We start from the raw sequence: 13,953 nt of genomic DNA on the forward strand, positions 1-13,953 counted from the left end.
GGGAAGAGCAGATGGCATACAGAGAAGTAGTGGTATCGCGCATACCGCCGATGGCGGCCTTCCGCGTGGCCCTCGCGCTCTCCCTCGTGGGGCTCGTGGCGTGGGTGCTGTGCGCGGCGCTCCTCTACGTGGGGCTCGACGCCGCCGGGGTGTGGGACAACCTCAACTCCGTGATCGGCGGCATCGGCGGGGAGGAGATCATCAACTTCGGCGTGGTGATCAGCGTCTCCGCCCTGGTGGGCGCGCTGGGTGCCATCCTGGCCACGCTCCTCGCCCCGCTGTGCGCGGTGATTTACAACTCCGTGGTGGACCTCTTTGGCGGTCTCGCGGTGGAGGTGGAGGACATCCGCTAAGGGCGGCGATCTCCGGGGTGACCTGGTGATTTGTGCGCGCTGTGGACGGGTATGTAAAGTACATACTCGTTCCAAGGGCCTATAGCTCAGTCGGTTAGAGCGCATCGCTGATAACGATGAGGTCGCAAGTTCGATTCTTGCTAGGCCCACCAAGGGACAATGGGGCATTAGCTCAATTGGTAGAGCATCTGCTTTGCAAGCAGAAGGTCAGGAGTTCGATTCTCCTATGCTCCACAGATAAGGCTCCATGTCAAGGGTGGTTTCCCGAAGAGGAAGCCGCCCTTTTTTGCATGGTCGACGCCCGCGCGGCGGTTCCGGGTTCCGGGTTACGATGTGGTGCTAGACGCATGACCATCGGCATGGAACACGGATCGAAGAGGTTGCAATGACCGCCGCAAGTATCGCTCTCACCTACGTTCTCGCGCTCGTCCTGGCCGGGGACGCCCTGCTCTCCCTCCGGCCGCCCGCCTTCATCTCCCGCTGTCTGAGCGGGGTGAACTTTCCCCGGGACTGGTGGTGGGCGCTCATCGGGATCAAGGCGCTCGCGGCCCTCGCCCTGGTGGCCGGGGCGCTGCGCCACGACCCCAGCGTGGCGGCCACCGCCTCCCTGGGGGTGCTCGGCTACTTCCTGTTCGCCATCGCGGCCCACGTCCGCGCGCGGTTCCTGGGCAGCGAGTTCTGGCTGAACTGCCTGGGCATGACGGCGCTGAGCGCCCTGGTGGCGGGGGTGAACGTGGCGCAGGCGATGGGCTAGGAATCCCCGCCCGCGCCCCGGGGTGGGCGGGAGTCTCCGGAAGAGGAGCGCCGCGCCGTGTGGGGCGTTACGGCCTTTCCGGGGCCTCGCCGCTCGGCGCACCGCCGCCGGGGCCGCTGGCCTCCTGCTGCTCCACGGAGTTGGCGTAGTCGTTGCTCGGATCGCGGTAGATGGTGTGCACGTGGCCCCAGCCCGCGGTGGTGACCCCCTCGATGTCCGCCCCGGCCGAGCCGTTCTGGTTGGCAAACTCGATGTACACCCTGGGGCCGCTGATCTGGAAGTAGATGCCCTCGCCGGTGGTGGTGTCGTAGGAAGTAGCACCCGACCAGTTCACGTAGGTCTCGTCCAGGGTGGCGCGGATGGCGTCGAGCTGCGTGGCGGTGGTCTCCTCGTCGGCCATGCCCACCCAGTTGGCCACGACGTCGATAAGCAGATCCTTCTGCTCATCGGTGAGGTCAGAGCCCTTCAGGCCGGTGCCGGTGGGGTAGTCGCAGGTGCCGCCGGGGGCGCAGACCATCGTGCCCACCTGCTGCCCCTGGTAGAGCTTGGACCTCTGCTCCTCGCTCAGGCTGTCGTAGAAGGCAAAGGCGGTGGTGTAGGTCTTGTCCATCGTCTTGATGGTCTGCCCCTGCTCGTTGACCCACTCGGTGGGCTGGGTGCCCAGGTGGGTGGGGGCAAACGTGAGCGAGTCGGCGTCCATCGTGGCGTTGAGCCCCAGGTGGTGCCCGCCGAACTGCAGCGTCCAAGCCTCGGTGTCGCTGGGGTCGCCGTAGAAGGCGATGTAGTACTGGCCCAGGGAGTCCTCGGTGGTGTTGCTCTTGTCCAGCAGGTACTCGTCGCCCGCCATGATGCCGGTGACGGTGGCGTAGGCATCGTCGTTGAGCAGGGCCTTGAGCACGTTCATGGCGGCGGCGCGCTGCTCATCCGAGAGATCCTTGAGGTTCACGCCCGCGCGCTCCACGAAGGTCACGGGGAAGTTGGACCACGTGACGGACTTGTCCTCGTCCTCGTAGTCCTTCAGCACGGTGGAGCGCTGCTCCTCGGAGAGGGTGTTCAGAAAGGCCCGGGCGGCCTCGGCGGTGGACTGCACGGTGGCGCGGGTGGTGGTTGCGTCGCTCGCAGACGCCGTGCTTGCCGACGCCTCGGTGGTCGTGGCGGTGGCTGTGCTGTTGGTGGTGTTGGCGGCGTTGTTGGTCTCGGAGGAGGAGCAGGCGCTCAGCGTCAGGCCCACCGCGAGGGCGGAGGCCACGAGGGGGAGGAAACGGCGCGTGCTGCTGATGGTTGAACTCATGGGCACCAGTGTGAACGGTAAGGGTGGCAGTATGCCGACCATTTACTGTGAGGTTACGGGATGGTGGCGGTGAGTTTGCTTGGTGGCAAGAAACCGTGGAATACCCCCGAGGGGTGGATTTTCCGCGAAAAGCCGCCGCGCCGCGCGCGTCGAGCCTAGGCTGGGACCCATGTCACGCTCAGTATTTATTTCCGGCGCCGCCCGTGGGATCGGTCGCTCCACCGCCCTGACCCTGGCCCGCCGCGGCTGGACCGTGGGGGCCTACGACCTCGTGGACGACTTCGCGTGGGTCGCCGCCGAGGACCCGGGCCGGGGCGGGATTCACCACGGCCACCTGGACGTCACCGACCCGGAATCCTGGTCCGCAGCCCTGGAGGACTTCGCCTCCCACACCGGCGGCCGGATCGACGCCGTGGTGAACAACGCCGGCATCCTCTACGCCGGGCCCTTCGCGGAGGAGGGCTCCTTCGAGCGCGACGCCGCGCTGGTGGACGTGAACGTCAAGGGCGTGCTCAACGGGTCCCGCGCGGCCTACCCCTACCTCAAGCGCACCCCTGGCGCCCGCCTGGTGAACATCGCCTCCGCCGCCGCGATCTACGGCACCCCGGACATGGCGGTGTACTCCACCACCAAGTTCGCCGTGCGCGGCCTCACGGAGGCCCTGAACCTCGAATGGGAACAGGATGACATCACGGTCTCCGCCGTGTGGCCGCTCTACGCCAAGACCGGCATGCTCGACGGCGTGTCCACCAGCGGCACCAAGCGCATGGGCGTGCGGCTCACCGCCGACGACGTCGCGGAGGCCGTGGCGGACGTGGTAGAGCGCGAGCGCGGCCGGGTGGCCAAGGTGCATCACCCGGTGGGATTGCAGACGAAGATCATGTACGCGGCCTCGCACTTTTCCCCCGCGTGGCTGATTCGCTTTGTCAACGCCAAGTTCACTACTGATAGGCCCGTGCGACCGTAGCGGTGCGCGGTGGGTGTGGAGCAGTGCCTAGTCGGGGACTAATCCAGGGTCAGGCGCTGTTTCCGCGCCGTGGCTCCGGCAGCGTCGATAGGTCGTATCCCGCCTCCGCCTCGTCGGCCCACGCCCGAATCTGTTCCTCGGTGACGAGTTTCCCACGCATGCGATACTCGCTCATGCGGTTATCGTATACAAAAATGAGGAGGGCTGGCCGTCGGTAGGGGCGAGGGAGGATTGGTAGCGTGGGCGGCAGTATGAATGCGAGGAGTGTGTTACGGAAAGCCCGCCCCTTTCTTTGGGGAATCGGGGTTGTCTGCGTCCTGTTCACCCTGTGGTTTGCGTTTCAGGGAAATTACTCCATGGCCACGAATATGGCAGTGACCTCCACCGTGGTGGTCGGCGTACCGGAACTATTATCCGAGAATCTCAAAAAGAGCGATAAGCCGCTGCCTTCCTCCGAGGCCGTGGGAGAGCACCAGAAGAAGAACCCCACGGCAACGCTGGCGGAATCAATCAACGACCTCAGAGGGGAATGAGGATGTTCGCGGTGGGAGCGCCCGCAGATAGCCGCCAAAGTTGCATGGGTGGCTGCGGTGCGCTTCATTGTCCGGGTGAGGTGGGCAACGGTTTTATGCGGCGTGACGATCCGCAAGCAGTTTTTCTACCGCTTCACTGATCAAATGCAGGGTGCTGCGTCCCTCGGCCTCCGCCTGGGCGGAAAGGTGCGCTGCGAGGTGATCCGGCAATACCTCAATAACACCGAGGCCCCAACCACTGCGCGCCGCATTGAGGCGTTCCTCCAACCAGCCCCGCTCAAAGTCCTCGGCGATCGCACGATCCTCGTTCGTGGTGTTCATGGACTGCTCCTTTCTTATATTCGTTTATGCCGTGCCTCCGCAGGTACCAGCACCAGCAAACCACACATCCGCGTTCCCGGGCGTCCGCCATTCATCACCCACACCCGCGCCACCCGCACCCCTCCCTTTGCGCCCGCCCCCGGGGCGTCGGCACGCGGCCCGCGGCCCTTCTGTAACGATCCAGATCGCCCGGGATGCCCGGATTCCCGTCGTGACCTGCTATTACGTTGATAGGTGAGCCTATTACCTTTGGGCAGGAGCGCGGCCACCACCGTCGTCACCGTCGCCGCCCTCGCCTGCTTCGCATTGACCGCCTGCTCCGCCACCGGGGGAGCCCCGCGCACCGCCCGGGAGGGGGAGGGTGCCTCCGGCACGGTGGATACCCCGCGCATGGTCGTGGCCATGATCGGCCACGGCGCGCCGGGGGATACCTTCTGGGACCTGGTGCGCAAGGGCGCGGAGGACGCCGCCCGCAAGAACAACATCGAGCTGCGCTACAGCGCCGATCCCCAGGCCCCCAACCAGGAGAGCCTGGTGCGCACCGCCATCGATTCCCGTGTGGACGGCCTGGCGGTGACCATGCCCAACCCGGACGCGATCGGCCCCGCCGCCAAGGCCGCCGTGGAGGCGGGGATTCCCACCGTGGGCCTGAACGCCGGGATGGGCCGGTACCGGGACTTCGGGCTGGCGGCCTTCTTTGGGCAGGAGGAGCGCGTGGCCGGGCAGCAGGCCGGGCAGCGGCTGCGCGAGGAGGGCGCCCGCCACGCGCTGTGCGTCATCCACGAGCAGGGCAATTCCTCCCAGGAGGAGCGCTGCGCGGGGCTGAAGGAGGGCGCCCAGGGTGCGGAGGTGGAGACGCTCTACGTCAACGGCATGGATCTCACGAGCGTGCACTCCACGGTGCAGGCCAAGCTCGCCCGCGACCAGCACATCGACTGGGTGATGGGGCTGGTCACCCCGGTGGCGCTCACGGCGTCGGACGCCGCCAAGGCCGCCGGTTCCCAGGCCAAGATCGCCACCTTTGACACCAACGCGGAGCTGGTGGGGGCGATCCGCGGGGGCGACATCCAGTTTGCCGTGGATCAGCAGCCCTACCTGCAGGGATACCTGGCGGTGGACGCCCTGTGGCTGGCCCACCGCAACGGCTCCGCCGTGGGCGGCGGGCGGCCGGTGTACACCGGGCCGAGCTTCGTGGACGCCACCAACGTTGACGTCATCGCGGACGCCGCGCAGCGGGGGCTGCGATGAGCGCCGCGCGGCCCGTCGCGGCCGCGGGCAGGCGGCGCATGAGCCGACACCCGGAGCTGGCCGGGCTGGTGGGGGCGGTGCTCGTCGTCGCGGCCTTCGCCGTGGCGGCTCCGGCCATGCGCTCCTTCGAGGCCGTCTCCACGGTGCTCTACGCCAGCTCCACCATCGGGATCATGGCGGTGGCCGTGGGGCTGCTGATGATCGGCGGGGAGTTCGACCTCTCCTCCGGGGTGGCGGTCACCAGCACGGCGCTGGCGGCCACCATGCTCAACTACAACCTCTGGCTGAACTCCTGGGTGGGCGCGGGCCTCTCGCTGCTGTTGGCCCTGGGCGTCGGGGCGTGGAACGGATTCCTGGTCACCCGCACCGGGATTCCCTCCTTCCTCATCACCCTGGCGAGCTTCCTCATGCTCCAGGGCCTCAACCTCGCGCTCACCAAGGCGGTCACCGGGCAGGTGGCCACGCCGATCATCTCGGACATGGAGGGATTTGGCTCCGCCAGGGCGGTGTTCGCCTCCGCGATCTCGGTGGGCGGGGTGCAGGTGCGCGTGACGGTGCTGTGGTGGCTGCTCTTCGTGGCCCTGGCCACCGTGGTGCTGCTGCGCACCCGCTGGGGCAACTGGATCTTCGCGGTGGGCGGGGACGAGTCCGCCGCGCGCGCCTGCGGGGTGCCCGTGCGCCGGGTGAAGATCGGCCTGTTCATGCTGGTGGGCTTCGCCGCCTGGTTCATGGGCATGCACAACCTGTTCGCCTTTGACTCGGTGCAGGCCGGGCAGGGCGTGGGCAACGAGTTCCTGTACATCATCGCCGCGGTGATCGGCGGCTGCGCGCTCACCGGCGGGCGCGGCAGCGCCGTGGGCACGGCCCTGGGTGCCCTCGTGTTCGGCGTGATCAACCAGGGCATCGTGTACGCGGGCTGGAACCCGGACTGGTTCAAGTTCTTCCTCGGCGGGATGCTGCTCCTCGCGGTGCTCAGCAACACCGCCGTGGGAACCCCCGCCGGGCTGGCCAAGGGAGGAGCGCGATGAGCCTCGTGGAGCTGCGGGACGTGAGCAAGACCTACCCGGGGGCGCCCACCCCGGCGCTGAGCGGGGTGAGCATGAGCGTCAACGCCGGGGAGGTCACCTGCGTGCTCGGGGATAACGGCGCGGGCAAGTCCACCCTCATCGGCATCCTCTCCGGGCTGCACCGGCCCACCGAGGGCACCATGCTTATCGACGCCACCCCGGCCGCCTTCGCCTCCCCGCGCGCGGCCCTCGAGGCCGGGATCGCCACCGTGCACCAGAACCTCTCCGTGGTGGGGGAGATGAGCGTGTGGCGCAACTTCTACCTGGGGCGGGAGGACACCGGCCCGTGGGGGCTGCTGCGCGCCTCCCGGATGCGGGAGGAGACGCGCCGGGCGCTCGCGGAGCTGGGGGTGACCATCGCAGACGTGGACGTTCCCATATCCTCGCTGTCCGGGGGCCAGCGGCAGGTGGTGGCCATCGCGCGGGCGGTGCACTGCGGCGCGCGGGTGCTCATCCTCGACGAGCCCACGGCGGCCCTGGGGGTGCGGCAGTCCGGGATGGTCCTCGACCTTATCGAGGCCGCCGCGCGGCGCGGGGTGGCGGTGGTGTTTATTACGCACAACCCCAGGCACGCGGAGCGCGTGGGCGACTCCTTCGTGGTCCTGGGGTTGGGGCGGCAGATCCTTGCGTGCCGTCGCGGTGAGGTGAGCCTGGACGAGCTCACCCTGGCGATGGCGGGGGAGGGGGCTTAGTCCTCCTTGCGGTGGCGCTCGAGCTGCTCGTCGAGGGAGGCGATGAGGTCCTCGCCCTCGGTGGTGAACTCCTCGCCGTTCTTCTTGGCGCGCTCCTCCTGCTGCTTCTTTTCCTCCTCCGGGGTGGCGGGGGTGGAGGAGGAGTAGATCAGCTCGGACTGGGTGGGGCGGGAGCTCTCGAACTCCTGGATGCGCGGGGGCATGGGGCCCACCTTGGCGGGCTTGCGGAAGTAGTTCCACAGGGAGGCGGCCACGCCGCCCAGCACGCCGAGCACGGCGAGCAGGCGCAGGACCCGGCGCACCGGGCCCTTCTTCTTCGCCTTCTTGCTTTCCTTGCGGTCGAGCTTGCGCTGCGCCTTGGCGCTGGCCTTGGACGCGGCCTTCTCCGCGCGGCGCTTGGTGCGGCGGCTCACCTTCGCGGCCTCCTTCGCCTTCTTCTTGCCGTCCTTCTGGGCCTTATCCTGGGCCTTCTCGGCGGACTCCTGGAGGTCCTTGCCCTTGGACTCCAGGCTCTCCACCGCGTTATTCAGGCGGCGGCGGGCCTGCTTGGCCACCTTGCCGGCGGTCTCCTTAAGGTTCTCGGCAGTTTCCTCGTAGTTGCTCGAGGCACTCTCGGCGGCGCTGGCGAGGGCGTCGTAGGCCTCGGAGGCCTTGCGCTCGCGCAGGTCGCGGTAGCGGCTCCACGCATCGCGGCCGGTGGAGAGGGCCATCTTCATCACGGTGGTGTTCATAGCATCCTAGAATAATCGTGTTCCGCGTTTCATGGGGAAAAAGCGTTACACTTGCTCTCATGAGTTTGAAGACCGCTACTGCGATTCTGCACACGAACCGCGGCGATATTTCCGTTGATCTTTTTGGCAACCACGCCCCGGTGACCGTGGATAACTTCGTGGGCCTGGCCAAGGGCACCAAGGAGTACCGCACGGAGAACGCCTCCGGCACCAAGGAGGGCCCCTTCTACGACGGCGCGGTGTTCCACCGCGTGATCAAGAACTTCATGATCCAGGGCGGCGACCCCACCGGCACCGGCCGCGGCGGCCCCGGCTACATGTTCGAGGACGAGTTCCACCCCGAGTTGCGCTTCGACCGTGCCTACCTGCTGGCCATGGCCAACGCTGGCCCCGGCACCAACGGCTCCCAGTTCTTCATCACCGTGGTGCCCACCCCGCACCTGAACAACGCGCACACCATCTTTGGCGAGGTCACCGACGAGGCCTCCCAGAAGGTCGTGGACGCCATCGCCACCACCGCCACCGACCGCATGGATCGCCCCACCGAGCCCGTGGTGATCGAGTCCGTGGAGATCGTGGAATAACCCCTTTCCGCATTCCGGGGTTCCAGGCCCGCGCCCGCACGGCGCGGGCCTTTTTCGCGCCCGGGATACCCTAGACGGCATGAACATCGCCACCTTTCGACGCTTCTTCCGCGGCGCCCCCGTCACCGCGCTGCTCTGCCTTGTCATCGTGGTCGTGTGGGCGATCACCGCCCTGCAGGCAGGCTCCCTGGACACCCGGAACGCGCCCCTGACGCGGGAGGGCTTTCTCTTCGCCCCGCTGGTGCTCACCGGGGAGCCGCTGCGCCTGCTGAGCAACATGTTCATCCACCTGGACGTGGCGCACATGGCGATGAACACCTTCATGATCGCGCTGGTGGGCAGGGAGCTGGAGCGCTCCCTCGGCAGCCTCCTGTTTTCCTCGGTGTACCTCTTCAGCGGGCTGGGCGCCTCCTACGCCGTGGTGGAGATGAACCCGCTGGTGCCCACCGCCGGGGCCTCAGGCGCCCTGTACGGGCTCATGGCGGTGCTGGTGGGCTCCGCGCTGCGGCGCGGCGGGGACGTGGTGGCGCCCCTGACGCTGGTGGGGGTGAACCTGGCCTACACCTTCCTGTCCACGGGGGTGTCCCTGTGGGGACACCTGGGCGGCCTGGCCACCGGCGCGGCCCTGGCCGGGGTGCTGCTGCCGCGCTCGCGCAGGCTGCGGGGCGCGGGCACGGCGGCGGTGGGGATCGTGGTACTGGGCCTGCTGGCGCGCTACGTGGCGGGCGGGGTTTATCCACAGTAGTTATCCACACTGTGGATAGTTACGGTCTTGTAATTTACCGAACAGGTAGGTTCGAACGTTCGCAATGTGACGGGTGTGCCTGGCGTGATGGGCGATTACTCGAACGCACGATCGCCCTGTGGATGTAGTGCACAGAGTTATCCACAGGCTGTGGAATAGTGGTGTGAGAAACCGAAGGAGGAACCACGATCTTTGGCATCTTTGGCTATGCCCCGACCTCATCGACGTGGATACCGCCCTGCTGCGCCGGGGCCCGGTGCGGCGCACCAAGCGCAGGGCCTACATCCTGGCGGTCTGGGCCGCCACGCGGGGCCTGGCCTACTACCCGTTGATATTCCTCGTGCTGCAGAGCGCCTTCGGGTGGCGCGACCCGCTGCTGGCGGCGGCCTCGGTGGGGCTGCTGATAGCAGCCAACCTGTGGGGATCTACCGCATAGCGCGCAGCGATCCCGACGCCCAGGTCTACCGCACGAGCACGGGGCCGGGCTTTTACTGCTGGTGGGCGTGGCGGGTGGTCAACCCGCTGTGGGGATGGAACTACTGGCGGGTGCCGGTGCGGGTGCCGGAAAGGGAAAACCGGCCCGCAGCCTAAAAGGCGGGGCCGGTGAACGGGGGGCGTGGGGCGGGCTAGCGCCAGCCCATCGTCATGAGCAGGCCCACGATGAAAAGCCCGAAGCCCACCAGGTAGTTCCACGCGCCGAGGTCGGTCATGAGGGGGATCTGGTTGCCGGCAAGGTAGTTGACCACCAGCCACGCCAGCCCCACCAGCATGAAGCCGAACATGAGGATCTTGTACCACATGGGGGTGCCGCCAGTGTTGATCTTCACCGGGGTGCGATCCACGGTGCCGGGCGTGGTGGGCATCGCGCTGGACTGGGGCGTGATCTTAGACTTGGGCATCGGTCACCTCTGAGATTCCTTAAACGTGAAGATGGCGCTGGCCGAGGCGGGCGCGCCCTGTGCTAGCTGCACAGTCTAGCAGGTGGGCCCGCCCACCCCGGCCGGAACTTAGGGGGTCAGCGCGGTGAGATCGAACTCGTAGTAGCGCACCGTGATCCGCGCGTCCTTGCGCAGCGTCTGCCCCGCCTGCGGCTCCGAGGCGGCGATCAGCTTGCGGTCCGTGATGAGCCCCGTCTTGACGTCCGAGCCCGCCACCAGGGCGGAATCCGGGGCGGTCCACCCCGCCGAGCGCAGCTTGGACAGCGCCTGGGACTGGGTGGAGCGGGTGAGATCCGGCATCTCGAAGAGCTGGCCGTTGGACACCTCGATCGTGATGGAGGAATGGGCGTCCACCATCGAGCCCTGCTCCTCGACGCTGAGCACCGTGCCCTCCGGCTCCAGGGAGTCCACGTAGGTGATCTCGCTGTCCAGATCCAGGGAATCCAGCGTGGTCTGGGCCTGGGCGAGCTGCAACCCCGTGAGGTCCGGCACGCGCACCTGCTTCGGCCCCGAGGAGACCGTCACGCTGACCTGGGAGCCCTTGGAGATCTGCGTCCCGGCGGCCGGGTTCTGGCGCAGGATCTGCCCCTCCGGCACCGCGTCGGACTCCTCCTCCGTGGCCTGCGAGTTCAGGGCCAGCCCGCTGCCCTGCAGGGCGGCGGAGGCCTGCTGGAGGGTCATCCCGGTGAGGTCCGGGACGTCCGTGACCTCCTTGCCGGAGGAGACCGTGAGCTGCACCGAGGCCCCCTCCTGGAGGGTGGAACCGGCGGCGGGGTTGGTGCGGATCACCGAGTCACGCGGCACGTCCGGGCTGGGTTCCTCGTGGGTGTCCACCTGCAGCCCCGCGTCCTCCAGGGTCTTGCGGGCCTCGTTGACGGGCAGCCCGGTCACGTCGGGCACCTCCACGGTGGCGGAGCGGCGCTCCACGGCGGGCGCGTCCCCGGAGGAATCCTGGGAGCGGTGAACCAGCAGGTCGTAGGCGAAGGCACCGCCCACGCCCAGCACGATGAGCACCAGCAGCCCGGCGACCCAGGCGGGCCAGCGGGACTTCTTGGTGGGACGCCGGTGCCTGCGCCGCCCGCCCGCGCCGCCGTCGGCCCTGCGCGGGGACGGGGAGGCGGCGGGCACCGTAGCCGCCGTGCTTGTGGTGGCCGCCGGAACGACCTCCGTGGGGGCGACCGCCTGGGCGTCGGACCCGGCGGGGGCCTGCTGCGGCTGCGCGGCGACGTGGGAGCGGGCGGCCTGGGTCACGGCGTTGCGGGAGAGCAGCTCGAGATCGGCGGCCATCGCGTCCGCCGACTGGTAGCGATCCGCCGGGTGCTTGGCCATGGCCGTGAGCACCACGGAATCCACGTTGACGGCGGCGGTGGGGGTCAGGTCCGCGATGAAGTGCGAGGGGGGAGTGGCCTCCTCCTGGACGTGCTGGTACGCCACGGCGAACGGCGTCTCCCCCTGGAACGGCGGGTTGCCCGTGAGCAGCTCGTAGAGCACGCAGCCCAGCGAGTAGACGTCCGAGCGGGCGTCGGCGTTGCGGCCGCGCGCCTGCTCCGGGGAGAGGTACTGGGCGGTGCCGATCACGGCGGCGGTCTGCGTCATCGCCGAGGTGGAATCGTCCAGGGCGCGGGCGATGCCGAAGTCCATCACCTTCACCGCGCCGGTGTTGGTGATCATGATGTTGGCCGGCTTGATGTCCCGGTGGATGATCCCGGCGTCGTGCGAGGCCTGGAGAGCCTGGGCGGCCGGCACGATCACGGCGGCGGCCTCCGTGGGGGGCATGGGGCCGTCCTCGCGCACGATGCCGCGCAGGGTGCGCCCGAACACGCGCTCCATCACGATGTAGGGGACGCTGATCCCCTCGATCATCGTCTCCCCGGTGTCATACACCGCCACGATGGCGGGGTGGTTGAGCCGCCCGGAGTTCTGGGCCTCGCGGCGGAAGCGCTCGCGGAAGTTGACGTCCCGCGCCAGCTCCATGCGCAGCACCTTCACGGCCACGCCCCGGCCCAGCAGCGCATCGTGCGCCGCGTAGACGTCGGACATGCCGCCGGTGCCGATCACCTCGCCCAGCTCGTAGCGGTCCGCGATCATCGTCATTGTGCCTCTCCCTCGGCGTCCTCCGGGAGGTTGCCTGACGCGTCGGAGGTGAGCAACTGCACATCCGAGTTATCCTGATTCACCTGCGCCGGACTGTTCGGCGTGTTGCTGGGCTGAGGAGCCTCCTGCTCCGGCTCGTCCACCACGGTACCCTGCTCGGGGACCAGGGTCACGGCGGAGTCCTCCTCCTCGTACTGGGTATCCGCCTCGCCGCGTTCCTCCCCGCGCGGGGAGCGCTGGGCGGTGTGCTGCGCGGGCTCCTCCCGCGAGTCCTCGTCCCGGCCCGGGTTGCCTCGGCGCACCGTGTGGGCCGGGGCCTCCTCGACGTACTGGGTCTCCGTGACCACCTCCGGCTGCTCGGCGGGGTTCTCCCCCGCAGCGGGAGCGGACGTTGCGGAGGTTTCAGCGGTGCCGGTGCGGTGCGCGGGGGAGGAATCGGAGCCGAAGAAGTCCAGGCGGTAGAGGGCAAAGCCCACCACCAGCAGCACGGCCAGCGCCGCCGCCACGGCGAGCGGAACCACCATGCGCTCGCGCGTGTTCTTCTCCTTGGCCTGCTTTGTGCCGCCCTTCGCGGTCGCGGCGGAGACCGGGGCGGCGGGCGGCACCGCCCGCCTGCGCGCCGGGGTGGGGGGCTTGCCGGTGGCCGGGACGGCGGGCTGCACCGTGGTGGGCTGGGCCACCGCGCCCAGGGCCACCGTGGCCGCCGTGGGCGAGGGCTCCGGCGCCGGGCGGGACAGCTTGGCCGAGCGCGGCTGCGGCGGGCGCTGCCCCAGCCGCACCTGCGAGATGGCGTGGGCCAGCTCGTTGCCGTCGGTAAACCGCCGCCGGGGGTCCTTGCGCAGGGAGATGCCGATCAGCTCCCGGGTCTGCGCGGTGATGGAGGTGGATAGCTGCGGCGGGGCCTGGTTGATGTGGGCCAGCACCACCGACACCGAGGAATCCCCGGTGAAGGGGCGCTTGCCGCTGAGGACCTCGTAGCCCACCACGCCCAGGGAGTACACGTCCGAGGCGGCGTGGACGTCCTGGCCCTGGGCCTGCTCGGGCGAGACGTACTGGGCGGTGCCCACCACCATGCCGGTGCGCGTCAGCGGCACCGCGGCGGCGGCCTTGGCGATGCCAAAGTCGGTGATCTTGACCTGCCCGGCCTGCGTGACCATGAGGTTGCCCGGCTTGATGTCGCGGTGCACCATGCCCATCGCGTGGATCGCGGACAGGCCGTGGGCGGCCTGCTCCATGACGTCTAAGGCCATGTCCTCCGGCAGGGCGCCCTCGCGGGAGAGCAGATCCGCCAGGGACTCCCCGCGCACGTACTCCATCACGATGAAGCAAAAGACGGTGCCGTGGGGGTCCGGGACCTCGCGGTAGGCGTAGGTGCGCACCACGTTATCGGACACGATCTTCTCCGCCGCCTGGGCCTCGTTGCGGAAGCGCTCCAGGAACTCCGTGGAGTTGGAAAACTCCGGCCGCAGCGCCTTGATGGCCACCTCGCGGTCGTGGCGGAGATCGTCGGCAAGCCACACGGTGGACATGCCGCCGTGGCCGATCACCCATTGCAGGCGGTAGTCCTCGCCGATGAGCCGTTGCAGCCGGGAGCGCTGTTCGTCATCCGACAGCCCCGAGTGGGAGTTGGGGGTG

At 68.6% G+C, this 13,953-nt stretch carries 18 protein-coding genes and 2 tRNA genes; 13 read left to right on the forward strand and 7 right to left on the reverse strand.

Going from position 1 to position 13,953, the window contains the following annotated elements; translation table 11 throughout:
- The first annotated feature begins 11 nt into the window (after positions 1-11).
- From B140_RS0104490 to B140_RS0104505, 4 genes are all read left to right on the forward strand, one after another.
- On the forward strand, positions 12-353 hold the full coding sequence (locus B140_RS0104490; RefSeq protein WP_026165996.1) for a DUF3566 domain-containing protein: 342 nt from the start codon (positions 12-14) through the stop codon (positions 351-353).
- 75 nt (positions 354-428) lie between these two features.
- Positions 429-505 (forward strand) — tRNA-Ile (locus tag B140_RS0104495).
- 9 nt (positions 506-514) lie between these two features.
- Positions 515-587: transfer RNA gene (locus B140_RS0104500), tRNA-Ala, on the forward strand.
- 151 nt (positions 588-738) lie between these two features.
- Positions 739-1,107 carry a DoxX family protein gene (locus B140_RS0104505; protein WP_018118161.1) on the forward strand — a complete coding sequence of 123 codons (369 nt, stop codon included), beginning with the start codon at positions 739-741 and terminating at the stop codon, positions 1,105-1,107.
- A 67-nt stretch (positions 1,108-1,174) separates the two neighbouring features.
- Here the strand turns inward: B140_RS0104505 and B140_RS0104510 are convergent, their stop codons facing one another.
- Entirely contained in the window at positions 1,175-2,398 is a 1,224-nt protein-coding gene (locus B140_RS0104510) for a DUF3500 domain-containing protein (protein WP_018118162.1), read from the reverse strand.
- Positions 2,399-2,567: 169 nt separating this feature from the next.
- Between B140_RS0104510 and B140_RS0104515 the strand changes: the two genes are divergently transcribed.
- On the forward strand, positions 2,568-3,365 hold the full coding sequence (locus tag B140_RS0104515; protein WP_018118163.1) for an SDR family oxidoreductase: 798 nt from the start codon (positions 2,568-2,570) through the stop codon (positions 3,363-3,365).
- A gap of 49 nt (positions 3,366-3,414) precedes the next feature.
- On the opposite strand, the gene B140_RS14525 is transcribed toward B140_RS0104515, so the two are convergent.
- The gene (locus B140_RS14525) at positions 3,415-3,540 is read right to left on the reverse strand and encodes a hypothetical protein (protein ID WP_280512655.1); all 126 of its coding nucleotides are present in this window, start codon (positions 3,538-3,540) and stop codon (positions 3,415-3,417) included.
- Positions 3,541-3,721: 181 nt separating this feature from the next.
- Between B140_RS14525 and B140_RS13700 the strand changes: the two genes are divergently transcribed.
- On the forward strand, positions 3,722-3,898 hold the full coding sequence (locus B140_RS13700; protein WP_156801657.1) for a hypothetical protein: 177 nt from the start codon (positions 3,722-3,724) through the stop codon (positions 3,896-3,898).
- Positions 3,899-3,991: 93 nt separating this feature from the next.
- Here the strand turns inward: B140_RS13700 and B140_RS0104525 are convergent, their stop codons facing one another.
- Complete coding sequence (locus B140_RS0104525) at positions 3,992-4,219, reverse strand: hypothetical protein (protein WP_018118165.1); 228 nt, start codon at positions 4,217-4,219, stop codon at positions 3,992-3,994.
- Between the two features lie 249 nt (positions 4,220-4,468).
- Here B140_RS0104525 and B140_RS0104530 point away from each other — a divergent pair, with 249 nt between their 5' ends.
- From B140_RS0104530 to B140_RS0104540, 3 genes are read left to right on the forward strand one after another with little or no spacing between them, the layout of a single operon-like run.
- Complete coding sequence (locus B140_RS0104530) at positions 4,469-5,467, forward strand: substrate-binding domain-containing protein (RefSeq protein ID WP_018118166.1); 999 nt, start codon at positions 4,469-4,471, stop codon at positions 5,465-5,467.
- Positions 5,468-5,505: 38 nt separating this feature from the next.
- Positions 5,506-6,495 carry an ABC transporter permease gene (locus tag B140_RS0104535; RefSeq protein WP_018118167.1) on the forward strand — a complete coding sequence of 330 codons (990 nt, stop codon included), beginning with the start codon at positions 5,506-5,508 and terminating at the stop codon, positions 6,493-6,495.
- A complete protein-coding gene (locus tag B140_RS0104540; protein ID WP_018118168.1) occupies positions 6,492-7,226 on the forward strand; it encodes an ATP-binding cassette domain-containing protein in 735 nt (244 codons plus the stop codon). Before B140_RS0104535 ends, B140_RS0104540 begins: the two co-directional genes overlap by 4 nt.
- Here B140_RS0104540 and B140_RS0104545 read toward each other — a convergent pair.
- Complete coding sequence (locus B140_RS0104545; RefSeq protein WP_018118169.1) at positions 7,223-7,957, reverse strand: hypothetical protein; 735 nt, start codon at positions 7,955-7,957, stop codon at positions 7,223-7,225. The two genes, B140_RS0104540 and B140_RS0104545, sit on opposite strands and share 4 nt — an antisense overlap.
- 59 nt (positions 7,958-8,016) lie before the next feature.
- On the opposite strand from B140_RS0104545, the gene B140_RS0104550 reads away from it, so the two are divergent.
- The 4 genes from B140_RS0104550 to B140_RS13705 all read left to right on the forward strand — a co-directional run bounded on the left by B140_RS0104550 (position 8,017) and on the right by B140_RS13705 (position 9,877).
- Positions 8,017-8,541, forward strand: a complete 525-nt coding sequence (locus B140_RS0104550) for a peptidylprolyl isomerase (protein ID WP_026165997.1) — start codon at positions 8,017-8,019, stop codon at positions 8,539-8,541.
- A 79-nt stretch (positions 8,542-8,620) separates the two neighbouring features.
- Positions 8,621-9,286, forward strand: coding sequence for a rhomboid family intramembrane serine protease (locus B140_RS0104555; protein WP_018118171.1), 666 nt, complete (start codon positions 8,621-8,623; stop codon positions 9,284-9,286).
- A 226-nt stretch (positions 9,287-9,512) separates the two neighbouring features.
- Positions 9,513-9,722, forward strand: a complete 210-nt coding sequence (locus B140_RS0104560; RefSeq protein WP_018118172.1) for a hypothetical protein — start codon at positions 9,513-9,515, stop codon at positions 9,720-9,722.
- Positions 9,704-9,877 (forward strand): hypothetical protein, encoded by a 174-nt coding sequence (locus tag B140_RS13705; protein WP_156801658.1) that lies wholly within the window; start codon positions 9,704-9,706, stop codon positions 9,875-9,877. The genes B140_RS0104560 and B140_RS13705 overlap by 19 nt, the downstream gene beginning before the upstream one ends.
- A gap of 35 nt (positions 9,878-9,912) precedes the next feature.
- Here the strand turns inward: B140_RS13705 and crgA are convergent, their stop codons facing one another.
- The 3 genes from crgA to B140_RS12945 form a co-directional block, all read right to left on the reverse strand.
- A complete protein-coding gene (gene crgA / locus B140_RS0104565) occupies positions 9,913-10,185 on the reverse strand; it encodes a cell division protein CrgA (RefSeq protein ID WP_018118173.1) in 273 nt (90 codons plus the stop codon).
- 108 nt (positions 10,186-10,293) lie between these two features.
- Complete coding sequence (pknB, locus tag B140_RS0104570) at positions 10,294-12,318, reverse strand: Stk1 family PASTA domain-containing Ser/Thr kinase (protein WP_018118174.1); 2,025 nt, start codon at positions 12,316-12,318, stop codon at positions 10,294-10,296.
- Positions 12,315-13,931 (reverse strand): serine/threonine-protein kinase, encoded by a 1,617-nt coding sequence (locus B140_RS12945; RefSeq protein WP_156801667.1) that lies wholly within the window; start codon positions 13,929-13,931, stop codon positions 12,315-12,317. Before B140_RS12945 ends, pknB begins: the two co-directional genes overlap by 4 nt.
- Positions 13,932-13,953: the final 22 nt, after the last annotated feature.

Source organism: Corynebacterium mastitidis DSM 44356, from assembly GCF_000375365.1.
Classification (GTDB): domain Bacteria; phylum Actinomycetota; class Actinomycetes; order Mycobacteriales; family Mycobacteriaceae; genus Corynebacterium; species Corynebacterium mastitidis.